We start from the raw sequence: 20,796 nt of genomic DNA on the forward strand, positions 1-20,796 counted from the left end.
GCGAGCCGCGATTTTCTGGAAACGCATGGCCATATCGGCGACGATCGCCTTCAAGCCTTCTTCAGCGCCGGGGCTGACCGCGGCGGATAGAACACGCCCGGGCCAGCCGACGACCGGTGAGCGCCCGAAACCGACTGGACGCGCCCGGATGCACATTGCCGGGCACGCCCCTCTAACACGGAAGATCCATGAAGCCTCTCGTCTACCTCGCCCACCCCCGCCTCGACCGCTCCGAGATCAGTGGCCCGCTCTTCGAGGCCGCGCGGCAGACCGAGGGGATCACCTGCGTCGACCTCTACGCGACCTACCCGACCTTCGAGATCGATGTGGCCCGCGAGCAGCGGCGCCTGGTGGACCACGATGCGATCGTCTTTCTACACCCGATCTACTGGTATTCCGCCCCCTCGATCGTCCGCGAATGGCAGGACCTCGTGCTGGAGTACGGCTTTGCCTACGGCAAGCATGGACATGCGCTCGACGGCAAGGTGACGTTCAACGCCGTTTCCTGCGGCGCGCTGGAAACCTCCTATCGGCCGGGAGGCGGAAACGGCGCGCATCTGCGGGACCTTCTGATGCCGTTCGAGAAGACCGCCGATCTCTGCCGGATGCGATACCTCGCACCTTTCGCGATCTACGGCGCCGGACGGGCAGTCGAGGAGGACCGTCGCAAGGGCCATCTCGCGGCCTGGCAGGGCCTGCTGACCGCGCTGCGAGACGAGAGGCTCGACCTCCGGGCCGCCCACGCCGCGCTTACGCTCAATGACATCGCCGCGTCCCACGCGGCCAAGCCGGAGACAGCCTGATGGAGATCCTCGCCGCCGGTTTCGTCTATCTCGTCGCCGCCGTCGTGGCTGTTCCGATCGCCGACCGCCTCGGCCTCGGCTCCGTTCTCGGCTACCTGATCGCGGGTGTGGTGATCGGCCCGGTGCTTGGCATTGTCGGGCATGAAACGGTCGAACTGCAGCATTTCGCCGAGTTCGGCGTTGTCATGATGCTCTTTCTCGTCGGGCTGGAACTGCAGCCGGCGATGCTCTGGCGGATGCGGACGCAGCTGCTGGGGCTTGGCGGGCTGCAGGTCATCGGCACGACGGCGCTGATCGCCGCCGTCGCCCTGGCCTTTGGGCTGGTGTGGCAGGCGGCGCTGGCCCTCGGCATGATCCTGGCGCTCTCCTCCACCGCCATCGTGCTGCAGACGCTGAACGAAAAGGGATGGATGCAGACGATCGGCGGCAAGAGCGCGTTCTCCGTCCTCCTGACGCAGGACATCGCGGTGATCCCGATGCTGGCGCTGATGCCGCTGCTGGCCGTCGGCGGCACCCATGGCGACGACCACGGCACCGATGCCCATGGCCACGCCGCACCCACCGCCTTCGACGCACTGCCCGACTGGGCCCAGGCCCTGGCGATCCTCGCGATCATCGCCGCCATCATCCTCGGCGGTCGCACGGTGATGCGCCCGGTGTTCCGGTTCATCGCCGAAGCCCGGCTGCGCGAGATCTTCACCGCCGCGGCTCTGATGCTGGTGATCGGCATCGCGCTCGCCATGAACTACGTCGGCCTTTCGCCCGCGCTCGGCACCTTCCTTGCCGGCGTGGTGCTCTCCGACAGCGAATACCGGCACGAGCTGGAATCCGACATCGAGCCGTTCAAGGGCCTCCTGCTCGGGCTGTTCTTCATCACCGTCGGCGCAGGCGTGGATTTCGGCCTTCTGTTCTCCAACCCGGCGGGGCTGGTCGCCCTGGCGGTCGGGTTGATGGCGCTGAAGGCGGCTGTTCTCTACGGGCTGGCCACCGCCTTTGGCCTTGGCGGGGCGGACCGCTGGCTCTTCACCCTCGGGCTCGCACAGGCGGGTGAATTCGCCTTCGTCCTGTTCGGCTTCACGCTCGGCGCGGGCGTGCTGCCTGCCGAACTGGTCTCGACCATGACGCTGGTCGTCGCGCTCACGATGCTGCTGACGCCGCTCCTGTTCATCCTCCACGAGAAGGTGCTGGCGCCACGCTCCGTGACCTCGGCAGACCGCGCGCCGGACGAGATCGACGAGGCCGGGACCGTTGTCGTGGCGGGCATAGGGCGGGTCGGACAGATCATCACCCGCCTCCTGATTACCAACGGCTACAAGGTCACCGTGCTGGACCACGACCCCGAGACCATCGACAACCTCTCCAGAATCGGTTTCCGGGCCTACTACGGCGACGCCACCCGGCCCGACCTGCTGCACAGCGCGGGGTTGGAAACGGCGACGCTCTTCATCGCCGCGCTCGACGATCGGGACAAGCAGACGGCCCTCGTCCGTCACGTCGCGCACAGCTATCCCGACGTGATCATCCACGCCCGCGCCCTCGACCGGCACCATGTCTATGAACTGGAAAACGCCGGCGCCCACATCGCCGTTCGGGAGACCTTTGAAGCGGCGCTGAGCATGGGGCGCGATGCGCTGGTCGCGCTCGGAAATCACCCCTTCCGGGCGGAAACCGCGCGCCGGACCTTCCGTGCGCATGATCATCGGCAGCTCGATGCGCTGCACGCAACCTGGACTGCCGAAGGCGTGTCGGCCTCCTATATCGACGCCATGCGCGCCCATTCCCAGACGCTGTTCGACCTGATGAAGGAGGACCGGCTGGACAGTTTCGACCGCTCCGATCACGGCTGGACCCCGCCGCCCAAGGGCGACGCGAACCTGTGACCCTCAAGAGGAACAACTCGGCAGCGCCGCGCTTCAATCGACCCACGGCACAGCCCCGCACACAGCGGGCACCTTCCGCCCCCGCCCGGCCACGCAGCCGCCACCGGTGAACCGAATTCGTCGTTCGCGTCAGAACCGGGTGATGACCGTCGCTCCGACAGATGTGAACTTGTCCATGTTCATCAGCGCCTCCGGGGCTGCCGCGAGGCTGATCCGATCGCCCACCAGCCTTGCCGGATCCAGCTTTCCGCAGGCGACCATGTCCAGCATCGCGCCGTAGCGGTGCGCCTGCATCCCGTGCGACCCAAGCAGCTCGATCTCCTGCCCCACGATCTTGGGCATGGGCACCGCCGGGGCGGCGTGATCGCCCAGCATCAGGCCAACCTGGATGTGCTTGCCCCGCGGCCGCAGACAGAGGATCGAGTTTGTCATCGTCACGGGGTGCCCGAGCGCATCCAGCGACACATGCGCGCCGCCCCGGGTGGTGTCCCGTATCGCTTCGGGAACATCGGCCTCGCCGCCATGGATCACCGCAGCCGCGCCAAGCTCCCGTGCAAGGTCGAGCTTCGCCGGGTCGAGATCCACACCGATCACGTTGGCCCCGGCCGCCGCGGCGATCATCACGGCCGACAATCCCACACCGCCACAGCCATGCACGGCGACCCACTGGCCCGCAGAGACCTTGCCCTGGTCCACCACCGCCCGAAACGACGTGGCGAACCGACATCCGAGGCTCGCCGCGGTGGCGAACTCCATGCCGTCGGGCAAAGCCACGAGGTTCAGGTCGGCCTGGTGAATTCCGACGTACTCCGCGAAGGAACCCCATTGGGTGAACCCCGGCTGTTCCTGGTGCAGGCAGACCTGCTGGTGACCGGCGTGACATTCGGGGCAACTGCCGCAGCCGCAGATGAACGGAACGGTGACCTTGTCACCCACCTTCCACTGGCTCACATCCTTGCCCACGGCTTCGATCACCCCTGCCAGCTCGTGGCCGGGCACATGCGGCAGTTCGATGTCGCTGTCATGCCCCATCCACCCGTGCCAGTCGCTGCGGCAAACGCCGGTGGCCATGACCTTGAGCACGACGCCATGATCTTCGGGGCGCGGGTCCTGCACCGTGACCAGCTTGGGGGCTTCCTGGAACTTCTCGAAAAGGACGGCTTTCATGGCAGGATCTTTCGGTTTCGTCTGTGATTGGAGGAGATCATAGCGACGCTCGTGGGAATACCTTTGCCAGTCTTGTGGGGATAGCGATAATTTGGGGCAGATATCCCTCACTTGCCGCGAAATTCGAGGGGTTTCCGCCCTTGCCCGAGATCGATGCCGTCAACGCCCGGATTCTGACCCTGCTGCAGCGCGACGGGCGCATGAGCAATGCCAAGCTCTCGGAGGCGCTCGGCATGAGCGAAACACCTTGCTGGCGCCGCCTCAAGCGACTGGAGGAAAGCGGGATCGTCGAAGGCTACCAGGCCAATCTGAACCGCCGCAAGCTGGGGCTGGGTGTGCTGGCCTTCGTACAGCTTCGCTGTTCGGAGCATGACCCGGCAGCGACGGCAGAGTTTCAACGAACCGTGGAGGCGACCCCCAACATCCTTGCCTGCCACAACACCACCGGGGCCGACGACTTCCTGCTGATCGTCGTCGCGCGCGACCTGGACGACTACAGCGCCTTCGTCGACAGCACCCTGCGCCGCCTTCCGGGGGTGACCAGCATCCGCTCGAACCTGTCCCTCAAGGAGATGAAAGCGTCCAACAGATTGCCGGTCGCACCGCCCTTCGCCTGATGGCGACAGGGCGAAGCCCTCCGGTATGCCGGCACCTGCGCGAACGACGTCCGCGGCGCCCGGCCTCGCCCGCCCACCCCGGATGATTCAACAAGGGAGGGCGAGCAGTTCCATGACCGCGTTCCCGCGTCAGCCGAGATGTTCCATCAGCAGCTTCGCCACCGCTTCCGAGGACATCGGGTTCTGCCCGGTGATCAAACCTCCGTCAGCGACGGCCTTCGGCTGCCAATCCGGCCCCGGCTGGAAGTCCGCGCCCAGTTCACGCAGGCGCGTCTCCAGCAGGAAGGGCACCACGTCCTTCAGCCCGGTTCCCTCTTCCTCGCTGTCGGTAAAGGCGGACACCTTGCGCCCCTTGACCAGCGGCTCCCCTTCGGCCTCGACCCCGACCAGGGCCGCCGGGCCGTGGCACACCGACGCCAGAAGCTTGCCCCCGGCCCAGGTGTCGGACAGGAACCGCGCCACCTCGTCCGAGCTCGCCAGGTCCCAGACGGCGCCGTGGCCGCCCGGTATGAACACCGCGTCGAAATCCTGCGGGGATTGATCGGAAAGTTTCTGCGGCCGCTTCAGCACGGCCATGGCCTCCGGGTCGTCCGCGAAACGCCGTGCGGAGTCGGCGGCATCGTCTCCCTTTGGTTCGGAGTTCGGATCCACCGGGATCGGCGCGCCGCCGATGGTCGCTACGGTGACGTCGTGGCCGCCATCCTTGAGCGCGTAGTAGGGTGTTGCGAGTTCTTCCATCCAGACGCCGGTCTTGTTGCCGGTGTCGCCCAGATCGGCATGGGCCGTGGAAAGAATGAGGATCTTCTTCATGGTCGTCTCCTGTCGTTGATGTTGGAGTTCAGTCCCGGCTCGAGGCGAGCCCGCGAGGGGAAGCGATACGTCCGCACAATCGCGTCTCCGTGTCGTTCCGGACGAGGCCTCCCCCGGTCAGCGTGGTCTCCGCCGCGGGCCGGGCGAATGGAGCAGGTCGGTAACACGCGTGCGAAGCGCCCGAAGTGCACGTTCAGGCCCGGCCCGAAAGTCGGCTGCGACGAGGCCGCGCCTCTCGCCTTCAGGCATCCGTACTGCCCCGAAGCCGAGATAGTGCACGGCCGCCGCTCCGGCGTGTCTCGTGGTCATCTGTGTCTCCATGTTCCGAGGTCGAAACGAACGGGGCGGCGCGATTGTTCCGCTGCCCTCCCGTCTTCATTCCGCGGGAACCACGTTCGCGACCGTGTCCAACTGGCCGGAAAGGCGGACCAGAACGATCCCGGTGGCAACGACGCCGGCACCGATGAAGGGCGTGACCGACAGGCCGAATTCGACAACGATCAGCCCGCCGGCCCATGCGCCGAAGGCAATGCCAAGGTTGAACGCGCCGATGTTGAGGCCCGAGGCCACATCGACGGCGCCCGGGGCGACCTCGCGCGCGATCTGGACCACGTAGGATTGCAGCGGCGGCACGTTTGCAAAGGCGAACCCGCCCCACAGGCCGACGACAGCGACCGTGAATACCGCATTCGTCAGGCCGAAGCCGAGCGCCACCAGCATCAGCGCAAGCCCGGCAAAGATGAGTGTCAGGGACGGAACCGGCCCCAGACGGTCAGCCAGCTTGCCGCCGAGAATGTTGCCGGCGGCGACCGAGGCGCCGTAGAGCAGGATGACGAGGCTCACGGAGCCGGCGGAGAGCCCGGTCACATCTGTCAGCATCGGGGCGAGGAAGGTGAAGGCGATGAAGTTGCCGCCATAGCCGACCGCTGTGATCAGATAAACCAGCAGCAGGCGCGGCGAGGTCAGGACCTGCACCTGCGCGCTCAACGAGGGCGCCTCGGCCCGGCGCAGGTTGGAGGGCACCAGCAGCGCCGACGCCACGAGCCCGATCAGACCGAGCGCCACGACACCGAGGAAGGTGGATTGCCAACCGAAGGTCTGCCCGATCCAGGTGCCGAGCGGTACGCCGGTGACGAGCGCGACGGTCAGGCCCATGAAGACCAGCGCGATTGCGGAGCTCTCCTTCTCCCGGTCCACGAGATCTGTGGCGATGGTCGAGGCGATGGCGAAGAACACGCCGTGGGCCAGGCCGGTGATGAACCGCGCCGCGACGAGGCTGTCATACCCGGGCGCAAAGGCTGCAAAGGCGTTGCCGGCGATGAACAGGGCCAGGAGCGCCAGTAGCAACCGCTTGCGCGGCATGCTGCCCGCGAGCGCCGTCAGCACCGGCGCGCCGATGGTCACGCCGAGCGCGTAGAGGCTGACCAGCAGGCCGGCCGACGGCAGGGACACGCCGAGATCTGCGGCGATGGTGGGGATGAGGCCGACGATGACGAACTCGGTCGTGCCGACGGCAAAGGCGCTGATCGTCAGCGCCCAGAGTGCGAGGGGCATTGGGGATCTCCCAGAAGAGGTTTCTGTCTCGACGGGAGAGATGCATGCGCTTAGCCTTTGCGTGAACAGACAGGTTTTCAAAAGGCCTTTGCGCTAGATGCACGAATTGCCCCAGACCCGCGACCTTGCCGTCTTTCTTGCCGTGGTCGATCACGGCGGGTTCGCCGAGGCCGGGCGCGTCCTTCGGAACGCCCCTTCGACACTGAGCCGGACGGTGTCGCGGCTGGAGGCGGAACTCGGGGTTAAGCTCCTGCGCCGCAGCACGCGAGCGATCGAGTTGACCCCGGAGGGCCGGGACCTGCTGGGGGCAGCGCGCGAGATCGTCGCCAGGGCCGAGCGCCTGTCGGACCTCGCGAGCCAGAGCAGGGCGCCACGCGGCCCCCTCCGCGTCGATGCGCCTGTGCCCTTCGTCCTGCACCGGCTTGCGCCACGGCTCGCCGAGTTCCATTCGCTCTACCCCGAGATTGCCCTGACCCTCGACATGAGCGACGCCGTCCTCGACCTCCTCGGCAGCCAGACGGACGTGGCGGTCCGGTTCGGCACCTTGAGCGACAGCGGTATGCTGCGGCGCAGGTTGGGCCGCACCGGCTGGACGCTTGTCGCCGCCCCCGCCTATCTCGAAAGGCTTGGCCATCCGAAACGCCCCGAGGATCTCGCCGAGTTCGGCCAGGTCCGGTTCGCGGCGCCCGAACATATCAACGACCTGCGGTTTCGGGGGCTACCCGCCCCCATCCGGCCGCGCCCCACGGTCACCGCAACCAACGGCGAAGCGGTGCGCAGACTGGTCCTTGGCGGCCTCGGCATCGCACGCTTCTCGGACTACATGGTGGCCGACGACCTTGCCGCCGGACGCCTGGTCGCCCTGTTTCCCGGAGAACTCGATGCCGAACCGCTCGATATCACGGCGCTCTACCTGACCCGCGCCTCGGGCCTCCGGCGCCTCGCGGCATTCCTTGACTGGCTCGAGGAGATCCTGCGGCCAGATTCCTGATCTCCGGCTCCGGAGAGGCCGATGTCGACCCGCGACTCCGGCGCAGACCGGATGAGCGGGGGCCTGCCACCGGGACTCCCGGGCAGGTTTCGCCGTCCGCGGTACATGACAGGCCCAAAGATCAGGCAGCGCCGCGGCATTTGCCGCCGTGTGGAGCACGGCAGGGCGGCGCTCTCGCGAAATGTCTTTACAGGACGAAATGATTCGGCTTACCGATTTTGTATACCGGTTTACTGAACCGGTTTACCGACCGAAAGCGGGGCCTCATGGCGAACTTGCAGGACGTGGCACAGCGAGCGAAAGTATCGAAGACGACGGTCTCGCGGTACCTCAACGGCTCGCTCGAACTGCCGAAACGCACTGCCGAGGCGATCGATACCGCGATCCGGGAACTCGACTACGTCCCCAATGCACACGCCCGCCGCCTGAGCCTTGGGCGGTCCGAAACCATCGCGCTGATGGTGCCTGACATTTCCACCCCCTTCTTCTCGACCTTCGTCGCCTCGGTCGAGGCCGAGGCGGACCGGCGCAACCTGTCACTGTCGCTCCATGCCACGCTGAACCGGCGCGAGCGCGAGATCTCCTATCTCGATCACATCCGGCAGGGGCGTGCCGACGGGCTGATCTTCATCACCAACCATGCCGGCGACGCCGCGCTGGCGGACAAGATCAACACCGCCGGCCCCTGCGTCGTGGTCGACGAGGACGTACCGGCGGCCCGGGTACCCAAGCTGTTCTGCGACAACGAGGCGGGAGGCTATGCGGCCGGCCGGCATCTCGCAGAGATCGGGCACCGACATTTTCTGTTCATCGGCGGCGTCGACGAGATGATCAGCGGCGCCCGGCGCCATGCCGGTTTTCTGCGCGGTGTTCACGAGGTTGCGGGCGAAGCGGCGCGCGTGGAGCGCGCCTGCGGTCCCTACACGTTCGAGGCCGGGCGGAGCGCGGCGAGGGCCTTCGTCGCCCGTGGCGACACCCGGCCGACGGCGATCTTCGCCACCTCCGACGAACTGCTGATCGGACTCTACGAGGTGCTTAGGGATTCCGGTCTCTCGGTGCCGCGCGATGTCTCCATCGTCGGCTTCGACGACGTGGGCCCCCTCCATCTATTCGCACCGGCCGTGACAGCGGTGCGGCAGCCGGTCCGGGAACTGGGCAAGCGGGCGCTTGAACTGCTCCTCGATCACAAACCGGAAGAAGACGGCACGCTCCCACAAGAGGAGCTGCTGCCTGTCACTCTGATCGAGCGGGATTCCGTTGCGCCGCCGATCCGATCTGCCTGAGCAACTACAACAGCGAGGATAACGAAAATGACCGACCACCTTACCCGCAGACAGCTTGGCGCGCTTCTGGCCACCACGATGATCGGCACCATGGCCCTGCCGGCCCTGGCCCAGGAGGAAAAGACCTTTGCCCTGGTCCAGATCAACCAGCAGGCGCTGTTCTTCAACGAGATGAACCGTGGCGCCGAGGAAGCGGCTGCCGAGGCCGGCGTGAACCTGGTGATCTTCAACGCCAACAACGATTCCGCGGCCCAGAACAGCGCCATCGAGACCTACATCCAGGAAGGTGTCGACGGGCTGGCCGTTGTCGCCATCGACGTCAACGGCATCATGCCGGCGGTCGAGCAGGCCGCGGCGGCGGGCATCCCGGTTGTCGCCATCGACGCCATCCTGCCCGAAGGTCCGCAGGCCGCCCAGATCGGCGTCGACAACGCCCAGGCCGGCGCGGACCTCGCGGCCTATTACAACGAGAGCATGAGCGGCGAGTCCAAGCTCGGCATCGTCGGCGCCCTGAACTCCTACATCCAGAACGTCCGCAAGGACGGCTTCGAGGGGGCGCTCGACAGCGGCATGGTCACCGTGGCCGGCACGGTTGACGGGCAGAACATCCAGGACGTGGCGCTTGGCGCGGCCGAGAACCTGATCACTGCCAACCCCGACCTGACCGCGATCTATGCCACCGGCGAGCCCGCGCTGATGGGCGCCGTCGCGGCCGTAGAAAGCCAGGGCAAGCAGGAAGACGTGGCGATCTTCGGTTGGGACCTCACCGCGCAGGTGATCGACGGGATCGACGCCGGCTACGTCAAGGCGGTGATCCAGCAGGATCCCTCGCTGATGGGCGCAGCCGCGGTCACCGCGCTGATGACGCTGTCGGAAGGCGGCGAAGTCGAAAAGGAGATCTCGGTGCCGGTGACCATCGTCACGAGCGAGAACGTGGACAGCTTCCGGTCGCTCTTCGAATGATGGCGGCAGAGGCACAAATTGCGGAAGGGAGGGGGGATGCCCCCCTCCCGGCCGAGCCGATCCTTCGGCTGAGAAACATCCACAAGACATTCGGCTCGCACGAGGCGCTGCGTGGGGTCGACCTCGACATCCGGCCCGGCGAATGCCTCGGGCTGATCGGCGACAACGCGGCCGGCAAGTCCACCCTCTCCAAGGTGATCTCCGGCACCTACATCCCCGACGAGGGCGAAATCGAGCTCGAGGGCCGCAAGGTGCGCTTTTCCACGCCGTCCGAGGCGCGCGACCTGAGCATCGAGATGGTCTACCAGGACCTGTCGCTCTGCGATCACGTGGACGTGGTCGGCAACCTGTTTCTCGGGCGCGAACTGAAACGCGGCCCCTTCCTCGATCAGAAACGGATGCTCGCGCAGGCCGAAGAGATGCTCGCCGCGCTTGAGATCCGCATCCCCCGGTTGACCGCCAAGGTCGAGAAGCTTTCCGGCGGCCAGCGCCAGGCCATCGCCATCGCGCGCGCCGCCAGCTTCGAGCCGAAGATTCTGCTGATGGACGAACCGACCTCGGCGCTGGCCGTGGCGGAGGTCGAGGCGGTTCTGGCCCTCATAAACCGCGTCAAGGCGCGCGGCGTGGCCGTGGTGCTCGTCACCCACCGGATGCAGGACCTTTTCCGCGTCTGCGACCGGGTGGCGGTGATGTACGAAGGCACCAAGGTCGCCGAACGCAACATTGGCGAAACCGATCTCCAGGAACTCGTCGACCTCATCGTCGGAAAGGGAGGCCACTGATGGCGACCTATACCGAGCGGCAAGCTGGCTCCCGGCTGGCCGACTACCTGTCCGAACACGCACAGGTGCTCTCCATCGCGCTGTTCTTCGCGATCTGCATCCTGTTCTTCAGCGCCATGACCACGACCTTCCTCACCTCGGGCAACCTGCTCAACGTGGTGCGGCAGGCGGCGCCGATCCTGATCGTCGCCGTGGCGATGACGCTGGTCATCACCACCGCCGGCATCGACCTGTCGGTCGGCTCGCAGGTCGCCCTGATCAACGCGCTCGCAGCCATATTGATGGCAACCGGCATCCCGTGGCCCGTGGTCGTCGTCTTGATGCTGATCGCGGGCGCGGTGATCGGCGGCGCGCAGGGCTGGTTCATTTCCTACCAGGGCATCCCGGCCTTCATCGTCACGCTTGCGGGGCTGTCGATACTGCGGGGCTTCGCCCTGCTCCTGACCGAAGGTTATTCCATTCCAATTCGGGACGCTGCGGGCTTCTTCTGGCTCGGGCGGGGCGAGATCCTCGGCTTTCCGGTGCCGGCCCTGATCGCGATCCTGATCGCCATCCTGGGCTTCGTCGTCATGCTTCGCACACAGTACGGCCGGCAAGTGGTGGCCGTGGGCTCCAACATGGAGGCGGCGCGGCGCGTCGGCATGCCAGCCAAGAAGGTACTGGCCTCGGTCTATGTCGTCTCGGGCGTGGCCAGCGCCATCGCGGGCATGCTGATCGCCGCGCGGCTCGGCTCGGGCTCGTCCAACGCCGCACAGGGGTTCGAGCTTCAGGTGATCGCCGCGGTGGTCCTTGGCGGCACCTCGCTGATGGGCGGGCGGGCCTCCATGCTGGGCACGGTGCTCGGCACGCTCACCATCGCCGTGATCGGCAACGGGCTGATCCTGATGCACATCTCGCCCTTCTTCACCCAGATCGTGACGGGCACGATCATCCTGGTGGCAATCTGGATGAACACCCGCCTGTTCGACCGCAACTGGCGTTTCGCGAGAAAGAAACCGGCATGAGCGAACTGTCCCAATGCCATATCGGCTCGGGCCGGGTGATGACCGTCGACGGGCCCATCCCGTCGGCGGCGCTCGGCCACACGCTGATGCACGAGCACCTTCAGAACGACTGCTCCTGCTGGTGGAACCCGCCGCAGGAGCCGGAGCGCCAGTACCTCGCCGAGGCGCCCGTCTCCATCGAGATCCTGTCGGAGCTGCGGCAGGATCCCTTCGTCAACAAGCACAACATCTCGCTGGACGAGCTGGAGCTGGCCATCGACGAGGTGAAGCAGTTCGCCGCCGTCGGGGGACGCAGCATCGTGGACCCGACCTGCCGCGGCATCGGGCGCGATCCGGTCAAGCTGCGCCGGATTGCGGCGGAGACGGGCGTGCAGATCGTCATGGGCGCGGGCTACTACCTCGCCTCGTCCATGCCGGAGCGCGTCGCCTCCCTCACCGCCGACGAAATCGCCGACGAGATCGTCGCCGAAGCGCTGGAGGGCGTTGACGGGACCGATGCGAAGATCGGCCTGATCGGTGAGATCGGCGTCTCGGCGGATTTCACCCCCGAGGAGGAAAAATCCCTGCGCGGCGCGGCGCGGGCGCAAGGCCGCACCGGGCTGCCGCTGATGGTGCACCTGCCGGGCTGGTTCCGGCTGGCGCACAAGGTGCTCGATATCGTCGAGGAGGAAGGGGCCGACCTGCGCCACACGGTGCTGTGCCACATGAACCCCTCGCACATGGACCCCGTCTACCAGGCGACGCTGGCCGCGCGCGGGGCCTTCATCGAGTTCGACATGATCGGCATGGACTACTTCTATGCCGACCAGGGCGTGCAATGCCCCTCCGACGACGAGGTCGCCGGCGCGATCATGGGCCTTGTCGAGCACGGCTACCTCGACCGCCTGCTGCTCTCGCACGACGTCTTCATCAAGATGATGCTGACCCGGTACGGCGGCAACGGCTATGCCTTCGTCACCCGGCACTTCCTGCCACGGCTGCTGCGCCACGGCGCCACGCCGGACCAGCTCAAAACACTGATGGTGACCAACCCACGCCGCGTCTTCGACGCGACGATCTGAGACACAGGAGAAAGACATGAGCACAAAAGTGCTGCTGGTCGGCGAGAGCTGGACCACTTCCGAGACCCATTACAAGGGGTTCGACCAATTCGGCTCGGTTCATTTCCACACCGGCGCCGACCCTCTGCTGAAGGCCATGGCCGGCAGCGGCTACGAGATCGACTACATGACCGCCCACGCCGCGGCCGAAGGTTTCCCCTTCGAGGCCGTTGGCCTGGAGAAATACGACATCATCATCCTGTCCGACATCGGCGCCAACACCTTTCTGTTGCCGCCCGACGTCTGGCTGCGCTCGAAATGCGTACCCAACCGGCTGCGCATGCTGAAGCAATGGGTCGCCGATGGCGGCAACCTTATCATGATGGGCGGCTATTTCTCCTTCCAGGGCATCGACGGCAAGGCCCGCTGGCGCAAGACGCCGGTCGAGGATGTCCTGCCGGTCACCTGCCTGCCCTGGGACGACCGCGTGGAAATCCCCGAAGGCGCGATCGCCGAGATCGTGCAACCGGAGCACGAGACGGTTGCCGGCCTGACCGGCACCGCCTGGCCGCCGATCCTCGGCGTCAACGAGGTCGAGCTGCGCGAGGGCGCCGAGGTCGTGGCGAAACTGCCGGAGGATCAGGGCGGCCATCCGCTGCTCGTGCTCGGCAGCCATGGCAAGGGACGCACGGCCGTCTGGACCTCGGACATCGGTCCGCACTGGCTCTCACCAGATTTCTGCGAATGGGAAGGATACGCGACGCTGTGGCGGAATGTGTTCGGCTGGCTTGTCGCACGCTGAGGCACGCGTCCGGCCGGGCTGTCAGGTGGCGAGGAAACGCGCCATCTCGGCCCGGTCGGGAAAGGCGCTCACGGTGCCGGCGCGCGCCACGGCATGTGCCGCGGCGCGGGCCGCGTGGCCGAGCGCGCGCGCGTCCAGCGGGCAGCCGCGCAGTGCTGCCGAGGCCAGCGCGACAGCCATGAAGCAATCCCCTGCCCCGGTGGTGTCGACAACCGTGCAGGGCTCGGCCGGCACGTCGATGCGGCCGTCCTGCCGGATCAGCGCCGCCCCCTGCCCGCCCAGCGTCAGCACCACGTCGGTCACGCCCGCCGCCAGGATCGCCTCGACCCCGCCGAGCGCCTCGGCCTCGCCCTCGTTCACGAAGGCGCTGTCCACGAGCGGCCAGAGATCGGCGAAGTACGGTTGCAGCGGAGACGGGTTGAGCGCCGTGCGCACACCGCGCGCACGGGCCTCGGCCAGCGCGGCGCGCGTGGTCTTTGCCCCGAGGTTGCCCTGCATGACCAGCAGGTCGCCCGCTTGTGCCCCGTCGAGCGCGCCCCGTGCCATCTCCGGCGTCATCGCGGCGGCCGCCTCGCGGGTGGTGATGACGGCGTTCTCCCCCTGCTCGGCCATCAGGATGATCGAGAAATCGGTCGCGGTGCCGTCGATCTCGATCAGCCGCGCCTCCAGTGCCTCCGCCTCCAGCCGGCGTGCGATCTCCTGTCCGCGGCCGTCCCGGCCGACAGCCCCGGAAAAGCGGCACGCGAGCCCGGTCCGCGCCATGGCGATCGCCTGGTTCGCCCCCTTCCCGCCCAGGTCATGCGACAGCGCCGCGCCGAAGATCGACGCGCCGGGGCGGGGAAAATCCACGATGGAGAGTGTCTCGTCCAGAGCCACGTTGCCGATGACAAAGGCCTTCATCTTCAAGTCCCTCCATACCGAAAGGTCATGACATGCAACTCATATCCGACCGGACTTCCGGTGCGATAAGAGATATCTTCGGGCGCGACAAGGCGTTGATCGGAATGATCCATTGCCCGCCCTTCCCCGGCGCCCCCCGTTACCGCGGCGAGACGCTGGACGAGATCTACGACGCCTGCATGCGCGATGCCGAACGGCTGGTCGCCGGCGGGCTGCACGGGCTGATCGTCGAGAACCATGGCGACATCCCCTTCTCCAAGCCCGAGGATATCGGCCCGGAGACCCCGGCATTCCTGTCGGTCGTGACCGACCGGATCAAGCGAGCGTTTGGCGTTCCCATGGGGATCAACGTGCTTGCCAACGCGCCCCTGCCGGCGCTGGCGACCGCGGTTGCGGGGGGCGCCGATTTCATCCGGGTGAACCAGTGGGCCAATGCCTATGTCGCCAATGAGGGCTTCATGGAAGGCCGCGCCGCCGAGGCGCTGCGCTACCGGGCGCTGCTCAGGGCCGAACGGGTGAAGATCTTCACCGATGCCCATGTGAAGCACGGCAGCCACGCCATCGTCGCCGACCGGCCGATCCCGGAACTGGCCCGCGATCTCGCCTTCTTCGACAGCGACTGCATCATCGCCACCGGCCAGCGCACGGGCAACAGCGCCACGATGGAAGAGATCGAGGAGATCGGAGGCGCGACCCACCTGCCGCTGCTGGTGGGCTCCGGCGTCACCGAGGCGAACATCCTCGACATCCTGAAGCGGACCAACGGCGTCATCGTCGCCTCGTCGCTCAAGGAAGGCGGCGTCTGGTGGAACCCGGTCGATCCCGCGCGGGTGCAGAGCTTCGTGGCCGCGGCGAGCGAGGGGCTCGATGACTGAGCGCCTCACGGACCGGATCCTCGAGGAAAACGCCGCGGTCTTCTCCGCGATGCTCTCCCATCGCTTCGTGCAGGATATCGCGACGGACGAGTTGCCGGCGGAGGTCTTCGATCGCTACCTGCTGATCGAGGGCGCCTTCGTCGAGACCGCGATCGCGATCTTCGGCTATGCGGTCGCGAAGGCGAGGGATCTCGAGGACAGGCGCAAGCTGATCGGCACGCTGGACGCCCTCGCGAACGAGCAGATGGCGTATTTCGAGACCGCGTTTGCACAGCGCGGCATCGTGACCGACGCCGCGCTGCAGGCCGATCCGCGCGTGGCGGCCTTTCGCGATGGGATGCTGGAGATCGCCCGGGACGGGGATTTCGGCGCCATCGTCACCGCGATGTTCGCCGCCGAATGGATGTACTGGACGTGGTGCACTGCCCTGAGCGACGCCACGATCAGCGATCCCATGGTGCGCGACTGGGTGGACATGCACGCAGCCCCCGGCTTTACCGCCCAGGCCGCCTGGCTCCGTGACCGGCTCGACGCGCTCGGCGCCGACATGACGGAGGCGGAGTGCGATGCGACGGTGCGCCTGTTCGGCCGTGTCCAGCAGCTCGAGATCGACTTCCACTCGGCGGCTTACGCGGACTCCTCGATCAGCGCCGCATAGATCTCCACGGCCTCACGGAGACGCGCCGTGCTGACGTATTCGTCGGTCCGGTGCGGCTGATCCGGCGCGCCGGGCCCGAGGATCATCACTTCGGGCCCGCCCATCGCCGGCTTAAGTATCGAGGCGTCCGTGAAATAGGTCGCACATTCCGGACCGCCCTCGCGCCCGGTGATCGCGTGCACCCGCTCGGCGGCCCTGGCGAACCATGGTGAGGCCGGGTCCGTCCAGACCGAGGGCAGGTCCAGCAGGGTTTCGATCTCGATGGCCGCATCGCACAGCGCGCGCACCTTTTGCGTGAGCGCCTCATGCGTAACGCCTTCGACCGACCGCAGATCCACCGTCAGTTCGCAGAGATCGGGCACGGAATTCACGTTGATCCCGGCGCGGATGGTCCCGAGATTGCAGGTCGCCCGGCCCATCTGCGGATGGCTCACCGCGGGATCGAAGGCGCACAGGCGCCGCAGTGTCTCCGTCATCCCGGCGATGGCGTTCACCCCGAGTTCCGGCGTGGCTCCATGGGCCGTCTGCCCGCGCGAGACGAGGTTCAACCACAGGGCGCCCTTGTGGCCGGCCAGCGGGTGATTGTCGGTGGACTCGCCCACGATGACGGCCCGCGCCTGCGGCAGGTCGCCGGCCTCCGCAAGCCAGCGCGCGCCATCGCACCCCGTCTCCTCGCCGGCGGCCAGCACGACGGAGACCGGCGCATTGCTGCGTGCGGCAGCGACGAGGAAAGCCGCCACACCGCCCTTCATGTCGCTGCTGCCGCGTCCGAACAGCCGATCGCCTTCCACCACCCCGAGATGCGCCGGCCGGCTCCAGTCGACGCGCCCCAGCGGCACGGTATCGAGATGGCCACTGAAGCATAGCCGCGGGTCGGCCCCGCGTTGCGCGACGAGGCTCGCACGGCCCTGACCGTGATCCACGAGGCGACAGTCGAAACCTGCCGCCGAGAGGAGTTGCGCGCAGTATTCGGCGGCCTCCCTCTCGCGCCCCGGCGGGTTGACCGTGTCGAATGCAATCAGGCGTTGGGTGATCGCGACGACGTCGGTCGGTATCGAACTCATCTGCAAGCGGCTCCAATCCTGGTGATCCCTGGCCATCCCTTACCGGCCCCATCGCACCGGCGCCACACCCGGCCCGCAACACCCAGCCTTTTCTCGGCATCAAAGCCGTCGGGAGCAGCGTGGGCGCCCCCATCCTCAGCCGTCGATCACCTGCAGTTCCAGATCTTCGGCGGACCGGCGCAGGATGCCCGCAAGCGACCGCGCCAGGCCCTTGGGGCGGTTCACCGGCAGGAGAAGGCTGATCGTGCGGTCGGCGTCCGGCATCGCGAGCGGCATCAGGCGCACCTCGCTGCGGTGGACGCCCTGCTTGCGCGCGAAAAGATCCGGCAGGATGCCGATCCCCGCCCCGGTCGCCGCCATCAGCACGATGGAATCGAGGCTCGTTCCTTCGTAATCGTCCGACACCATGGCCCCGCTTGCGCCGGCTATGGCATACACGATCCGCGCCAGCCGGTGGCCGGAATCCAGTGTCAGAAGCCTCTGGCCGGCGAGGTGCGCGGCCTCGACCTCGGACGCACCGACCAGCGGATGGTCCTGCGCCACCGCAACCCAGAGCGGCTCGATGAACAGAGGGTGCTGGAAGGCGTTCGGGTGGTCCTCGGGCGTCGATATGATGGCATCGAAGCGCCCGTTGCGGATCCCTTCGTCCAGGCTCAGCGTGTTCTCCTCGCGCACGATCACGCGCAGCTCCGGCTCCTCCTCGTGCAGCGCCTTCATCGCCTGCGGCAGCAGGTAGGGCCCGATCGAAGGAAGCACGCCCAGCCGCAGCCGCCCACCGAACGGAACATCCGACAACATCGCCGCACGCAGCGCCTCGACCTCCGACAGAATCCGCCGCGCCCGCGTAACGAACTCCAGTCCCTTCGCCGTGGTCAGCGAGCCCCCCCGTCCGCGCTCGAACAGCCGCACTCCGAGCTCGGCTTCAACCGCCGCCACCTGGTTCGAAAGGCTGGGCTGGCTGACGTGCTTCACTTCCGCCGCCAGACCGAAGCTGCCCAGCTGATGGACCGCCACGATGTACTCCAGTTGCCGCAACGTGGGGCGCATTCATAGCCTCAAACTATCCAAAATGTCACTGATTTGTATTTAAGCTATGATACGTAACCGAGCAATAGGCAGGCACCCTTCGTCAGGAGTTACGGAAAGATGCATGCCTTCGACAGCTTGATCGGCAATCTCATGGTGCCGACGATCCTGTTCTTCGTTCTCGGTCTCGTGGCCGCCGTGGTCCGCAGCGACCTGTCGATCCCCGAGGGCGCGGCCAAGTTCATGTCGCTCTACCTGCTGCTCGCCATCGGCTTCAAAGGCGGCCACAGCCTCGCCGAGCACGGGCTGAACGCGGAGATCTTCATCGCCCTTGGCGCCGGGCTGGTCCTGTCTTTCCTGATCCCCTTCGTGGCCTATGGGCTGTTGCGCAGCATGACGCGGCTGAACGTTTTGAACGCGGCGGCGGTGGCCGGGCACTACGGATCGATCTCGATCGTGACCTTCGTCGCGGCGTCCAGCCTGCTGGACCTGACAGGCATCGCCTCGGACGGCTACATGGTCGCGGTGGCCGCAACGATGGAGGTGCCGGCAATCCTCTCGGCCCTCTGGATCGCGCACCGGTTCGGCAGCCCGGAGGGCGCCGGCAGCGTTTCCTTGCGCGAATTGTTCGCCAACGGCTCCATCGTTCTGCTGACCGGGGCGTTCCTGATCGGTGCGGTCACGCAGGACAAGGGGATGGAGATGATCGCCCCCTTCGTGGTGACCCCGTTCACCGGGATCCTCTGCCTGTTCCTGCTCGACATGGGCCTTTCCGCCGGCCGCAGCCTGCTGCGCAATCGGCACCTGCTGAGCGCGGGGCTGTTCGCCTTCGGCCTGCTCATGCCGATGATCGGCGCGGTGCTGGCGTTCGGCCTCGGCGCCCTGATCGGGTTGCAGACCGGCAGCCTGTTCCTGCTGATGGTGCTGTCGGCCTCGGCCTCCTACATCGCGGTGCCAGCCGCCATGAAGATCGCCCTGCCGCAGGCGGAATCGGGGATCTACCTGACCCTGTCGCTCGGCGTGACCTTCCCGTTCAACATCACGCTCGGTCTTCCGCTGTACCTCTGGCTGGCCGGGCTGGCGTGAAGCTGCAGGGCGGGCGGCACGTTCCCTCGCACCTCCCTGCCGGTCCGCTCTTCAGCTGCTGCTAGAGACGGAGGCCCCAGACTTCCACGCCGGGAGACTGCAGCACGGGTTCCTCCAGCACCGCCCGGAACGCACCATGCTCCGGGTGGTCGTGGCGGCCGATGTCGGCGGCGCTGAATTCCTCCGGCGTGAAGGTGCCCCAGTTGCGGACCATCTGGAATTTCACGCCGTCGCATCCCAGGCTCCTGGCCAGTTCGGCGAAGGCCGGCATCTCGCGGAAATTGCGGGCCTGCACCACGAAGTCCAGCCGGAAGACCCGGATCCGGTTGTCCCGCCGCAGCTCGGCGATGAAGTCGAGCGCGCGCAGAAGCTGATCGAACGTCGCCCCGCGGCGAAGTTCCGCATAGGTCTCCGGCGTGGCGGCGTCGGCCGAGACCAGCATCTGATCGACCCTGCCCTCAAGCCCGAGACGCTCCCAGAGCGCGGGCGTCAGCAGCACACCGTTCGTCTGCAGATCGATCTTGAGGTTTGGGTTCTCGATGTCCCGCAGACGCCGCAGCACGTACTGGAAATGCGCGCTGCCGAAGGGATCGCCGCTTCCGGTCAGGCGCACGCGCCGCGCCCGCCCCATGAGGGGAAACAGCACCCGGTCGGCCAGCGCATTCAGGCGTTTCTGTTCCTCCTTGCGGGCAAGCACGAGTTCGCTGCGGCAGGTGGGACAGGACAGGTTGCACGACCGGTCGTGCGACAACACCAGCCGCTCCGGCATGTCCTCGAGCGCCGTCGCTTCGGATTGCGCGATCTCGGCCATGCGGGCGTGCGTGAGTTCGGTCGTTTCGGGCAGGGAATTGCCCGAAAGTTTCGGGCAGTGGCTCCGGCTGCAATAGCGGTAGCTTCCGTCGTGGATCGAAGCCCGGATGTCCCTGGCCGCCGCCGAGTTCCAGATGGCTTCGGCGGAATCGTCGCCGAGGTTGCCGATCGGCTTCGGGAGCCAGGCCGGACAGCAGAAATAGACATCTCCGCCCGGTGCGGTCTCGATAGTGCGAAACGGCGCATCGCAGAACCGGCCCGTGAAGCCGACATCCGCCGCCCCGCCCCGCTGTGCCTGGTGCAGGATCGCCTGAGCCCCGAGGTCGTTGGACACCCGCGCCAGTGCCCGGGCGGCCCGCGACTGGGCCAACGCGAAATCGTCGTTCTCGAGTGCATGGAAGGCCGCGCAGGTCCAGTCGAATTCCGTCGCGCCCTTGCGTTCGACGAGAGCCGACCAGAGCGCGGCGCTCAGAGCCGGCGTTTCCGCCTCCGCAGCCTGTTCGGCACGGGCGACCGCATCCCGGATGCAGGCGCGCGGATCCACGTAAGCCGGATCGCTCTCCGTGAGCCTCGCCGACGCCTTGTAACGCGCCCGATAGTCCCGAAGGACACTGGCCGCAGCCTGGAGGTCAGGCGTGGCCGGAGCGGTCTGTTCGATTGGCTGATCCATGATCCGGCGAT

20 protein-coding genes are annotated in these 20,796 nt (G+C 67.0%); 13 read left to right on the forward strand and 7 right to left on the reverse strand.

The features are described from left to right. Positions 1-188: 188 nt before the first annotated feature. Together CHB86_RS19480 and CHB86_RS19485 are read left to right on the forward strand one after the other, a co-directional pair. Positions 189-803, forward strand: coding sequence for an NAD(P)H-dependent oxidoreductase (locus tag CHB86_RS19480; RefSeq protein ID WP_089234784.1), 615 nt, complete (start codon positions 189-191; stop codon positions 801-803). Next, complete coding sequence (locus tag CHB86_RS19485) at positions 803-2,683, forward strand: monovalent cation:proton antiporter-2 (CPA2) family protein (protein WP_089234785.1); 1,881 nt, start codon at positions 803-805, stop codon at positions 2,681-2,683. Before CHB86_RS19480 ends, CHB86_RS19485 begins: the two co-directional genes overlap by 1 nt. A gap of 129 nt (positions 2,684-2,812) precedes the next feature. Here CHB86_RS19485 and CHB86_RS19490 read toward each other — a convergent pair whose 3' ends face one another. Then, a complete protein-coding gene (locus tag CHB86_RS19490; protein ID WP_089234786.1) occupies positions 2,813-3,850 on the reverse strand; it encodes a zinc-dependent alcohol dehydrogenase family protein in 1,038 nt (345 codons plus the stop codon). 140 nt (positions 3,851-3,990) lie between these two features. Here CHB86_RS19490 and CHB86_RS19495 point away from each other — a divergent pair, with 140 nt between their 5' ends. Continuing rightward, entirely contained in the window at positions 3,991-4,467 is a 477-nt protein-coding gene (locus CHB86_RS19495) for an Lrp/AsnC family transcriptional regulator (RefSeq protein WP_089234787.1), read from the forward strand. 129 nt (positions 4,468-4,596) lie between these two features. On the opposite strand, the gene CHB86_RS19500 is transcribed toward CHB86_RS19495, so the two are convergent. Beyond that, on the reverse strand, positions 4,597-5,277 hold the full coding sequence (locus CHB86_RS19500) for a type 1 glutamine amidotransferase domain-containing protein (RefSeq protein WP_089234788.1): 681 nt from the start codon (positions 5,275-5,277) through the stop codon (positions 4,597-4,599). Between the two features lie 375 nt (positions 5,278-5,652). Next, positions 5,653-6,831: an MFS transporter gene (locus CHB86_RS19505; RefSeq protein WP_089234789.1), complete on the reverse strand. Its 1,179-nt coding sequence runs from the start codon at positions 6,829-6,831 to the stop codon at positions 5,653-5,655. A 97-nt stretch (positions 6,832-6,928) separates the two neighbouring features. Between CHB86_RS19505 and CHB86_RS19510 the strand changes: the two genes are divergently transcribed. From CHB86_RS19510 to CHB86_RS19540, 7 genes are all read left to right on the forward strand, one after another. Further along, positions 6,929-7,822: a LysR family transcriptional regulator gene (locus CHB86_RS19510; RefSeq protein ID WP_089234790.1), complete on the forward strand. Its 894-nt coding sequence runs from the start codon at positions 6,929-6,931 to the stop codon at positions 7,820-7,822. 266 nt (positions 7,823-8,088) lie between these two features. Next, complete coding sequence (locus CHB86_RS19515) at positions 8,089-9,105, forward strand: LacI family DNA-binding transcriptional regulator (RefSeq protein ID WP_089234791.1); 1,017 nt, start codon at positions 8,089-8,091, stop codon at positions 9,103-9,105. Positions 9,106-9,132: 27 nt separating this feature from the next. Next, positions 9,133-10,068, forward strand: coding sequence for a substrate-binding domain-containing protein (locus tag CHB86_RS19520; RefSeq protein WP_089234792.1), 936 nt, complete (start codon positions 9,133-9,135; stop codon positions 10,066-10,068). Beyond that, the gene (locus CHB86_RS19525) at positions 10,065-10,850 is read left to right on the forward strand and encodes an ATP-binding cassette domain-containing protein (protein ID WP_089234793.1); all 786 of its coding nucleotides are present in this window, start codon (positions 10,065-10,067) and stop codon (positions 10,848-10,850) included. Before CHB86_RS19520 ends, CHB86_RS19525 begins: the two co-directional genes overlap by 4 nt. Beyond that, positions 10,850-11,854 (forward strand): ABC transporter permease, encoded by a 1,005-nt coding sequence (locus CHB86_RS19530; RefSeq protein ID WP_089234794.1) that lies wholly within the window; start codon positions 10,850-10,852, stop codon positions 11,852-11,854. Before CHB86_RS19525 ends, CHB86_RS19530 begins: the two co-directional genes overlap by 1 nt. Further along, the gene (locus tag CHB86_RS19535) at positions 11,851-12,915 is read left to right on the forward strand and encodes a phosphotriesterase family protein (protein ID WP_089234795.1); all 1,065 of its coding nucleotides are present in this window, start codon (positions 11,851-11,853) and stop codon (positions 12,913-12,915) included. The genes CHB86_RS19530 and CHB86_RS19535 overlap by 4 nt, the downstream gene beginning before the upstream one ends. A gap of 16 nt (positions 12,916-12,931) precedes the next feature. Continuing rightward, positions 12,932-13,696, forward strand: coding sequence for a glutamine amidotransferase (locus CHB86_RS19540; RefSeq protein ID WP_089234796.1), 765 nt, complete (start codon positions 12,932-12,934; stop codon positions 13,694-13,696). A 21-nt stretch (positions 13,697-13,717) separates the two neighbouring features. On the opposite strand, the gene CHB86_RS19545 is transcribed toward CHB86_RS19540, so the two are convergent. Next, on the reverse strand, positions 13,718-14,596 hold the full coding sequence (locus tag CHB86_RS19545) for a PfkB family carbohydrate kinase (RefSeq protein ID WP_089234797.1): 879 nt from the start codon (positions 14,594-14,596) through the stop codon (positions 13,718-13,720). 32 nt (positions 14,597-14,628) lie between these two features. Here CHB86_RS19545 and CHB86_RS19550 point away from each other — a divergent pair, with 32 nt between their 5' ends. Together CHB86_RS19550 and CHB86_RS19555 are read left to right on the forward strand one after the other, a co-directional pair. Beyond that, positions 14,629-15,471: a BtpA/SgcQ family protein gene (locus CHB86_RS19550; RefSeq protein ID WP_089234798.1), complete on the forward strand. Its 843-nt coding sequence runs from the start codon at positions 14,629-14,631 to the stop codon at positions 15,469-15,471. Continuing rightward, positions 15,464-16,129, forward strand: a complete 666-nt coding sequence (locus tag CHB86_RS19555; protein ID WP_089234799.1) for a TenA family protein — start codon at positions 15,464-15,466, stop codon at positions 16,127-16,129. The genes CHB86_RS19550 and CHB86_RS19555 overlap by 8 nt, the downstream gene beginning before the upstream one ends. On the opposite strand, the gene CHB86_RS19560 is transcribed toward CHB86_RS19555, so the two are convergent. Together CHB86_RS19560 and CHB86_RS19565 are read right to left on the reverse strand one after the other, a co-directional pair. Continuing rightward, the gene (locus CHB86_RS19560; RefSeq protein WP_089234800.1) at positions 16,099-17,193 is read right to left on the reverse strand and encodes a M20 family metallopeptidase; all 1,095 of its coding nucleotides are present in this window, start codon (positions 17,191-17,193) and stop codon (positions 16,099-16,101) included. The genes CHB86_RS19555 and CHB86_RS19560 overlap by 31 nt on opposite strands. A gap of 135 nt (positions 17,194-17,328) precedes the next feature. Next, positions 17,329-18,240 carry a hydrogen peroxide-inducible genes activator gene (locus CHB86_RS19565; protein ID WP_089234801.1) on the reverse strand — a complete coding sequence of 304 codons (912 nt, stop codon included), beginning with the start codon at positions 18,238-18,240 and terminating at the stop codon, positions 17,329-17,331. A 99-nt stretch (positions 18,241-18,339) separates the two neighbouring features. On the opposite strand from CHB86_RS19565, the gene CHB86_RS19570 reads away from it, so the two are divergent. Further along, complete coding sequence (locus tag CHB86_RS19570; protein ID WP_089234802.1) at positions 18,340-19,305, forward strand: sodium-dependent bicarbonate transport family permease; 966 nt, start codon at positions 18,340-18,342, stop codon at positions 19,303-19,305. A gap of 61 nt (positions 19,306-19,366) precedes the next feature. Here CHB86_RS19570 and CHB86_RS19575 read toward each other — a convergent pair whose 3' ends face one another. Then, positions 19,367-20,785 carry a radical SAM/SPASM domain-containing protein gene (locus CHB86_RS19575; protein WP_089234803.1) on the reverse strand — a complete coding sequence of 473 codons (1,419 nt, stop codon included), beginning with the start codon at positions 20,783-20,785 and terminating at the stop codon, positions 19,367-19,369. Positions 20,786-20,796 lie beyond the last annotated feature (11 nt).

Source organism: Tropicimonas sediminicola, from assembly GCF_900188335.1.
GTDB lineage: Bacteria > Pseudomonadota > Alphaproteobacteria > Rhodobacterales > Rhodobacteraceae > Tropicimonas > Tropicimonas sediminicola.